The sequence below is a fragment of the Streptomyces boncukensis genome (genome assembly GCF_011045075.1).
In the GTDB taxonomy this organism is placed as follows: domain Bacteria; phylum Actinomycetota; class Actinomycetes; order Streptomycetales; family Streptomycetaceae; genus Streptomyces; species Streptomyces boncukensis.
The window spans coordinates 1-1,043 of record NZ_JAAKZZ010001011.1 but is presented as its reverse complement, the minus strand read 5'-3'; the positions used below and the strand labels follow the sequence as shown (position 1 = coordinate 1,043).

General features: G+C 71.6%; 1 protein-coding gene. It reads left to right on the top strand.

The genetic code is table 11. The features are described 5' to 3' along the window. Positions 1–145: 145 nt before the first annotated feature. The coding region (locus G5C65_RS37635; protein ID WP_420903410.1) for a MurR/RpiR family transcriptional regulator at positions 146–1,043 on the top strand (898 nt) is incomplete at its 3' end.

Here is a 1,043-nt window from a genome sequence, read left to right as displayed (position 1 = left end):
TATAAGAGACAGGGAGGGGTGCTGCGTCATGTGCCGATTCGCTCCTCGCACGGACCTGTGCCGTAACATCGATTACGGTGGGCAGGTCTGCTGAAATGCATTGCTCAGGATCGTAAGCCACGTCACAAGAAAGTCAATGCCTGTAATGGAAGATTCAGGGGATCGGGTGAGCGACGGCATCACGCGCCTGCGAACGGCGGTGCGCGACACCTGGGAAGAGCTGTCCGCCTCCGAGCGGGCGGTCGCGCAGTATCTGGCGAGCGCGCCCGCCGAGCGGCTGCTGTTCGCCAGCGCCCAGGAGCTGGGCTCCGAGAGCGGCACCAGCAACGCGACCGTCGTCCGGGCCCTCCAGCGGCTCGGCTACGCCGGACTCCCGGCGCTGAAGCGGGGCCTGGCCGCCGACTTCACCCACGCCGTGCCGCCCGAAGTGCGGCTGCAGCAGCGCATCGCGCACGTCGGTCCGGACCTGGACGGAATCTGGGGCGACGTGTTCGACGAGGCGCAGGAACGGATCGAGCACGGCCGGAGGCTGACCGCTTCCGACGACTTCCGGGCGGCGGTGGCCGCGCTCGCCGAGGCGGGCGAGGTGTTCTGCTACGGAGTGGCGGCCGCCGAGATCGCGGCGCGCCATCTCGCCCTCGCGCTGGGCAGGATCGGACGCCGCGCCCGCTTCCTCGGGGCCACCGGCTTCGCGCTGGCCGACGCGCTGCTGCCGCTCGGCCGCGGGGACGCGGCCGTCGTCTTCCAGCCCGGCCGGGCCCTGCCCGAGTTCACGGTGCTGGTCGAGCGCGCGCGGGCGGTGGGCGCCAAGGTCGTCTTCGTCACGGACGAACTGGGGGACGCCTTCGCGGACCGCGTCGAGGCCGTCATCACGGCCCCGCACACCCCCACGGGCATCACTGCCGAGTCCCTGACCGGCCTGGTCGTGGCCGACGCCCTGCTGCTCGCGCTCACCACCCTGGACGAGACCCGCGCCGTGGAGACCTCGCACCAGCTGACGGCCCTGCGCGAGCAACTGCTCTCCGAGGGCGGCGGGAAGGGGG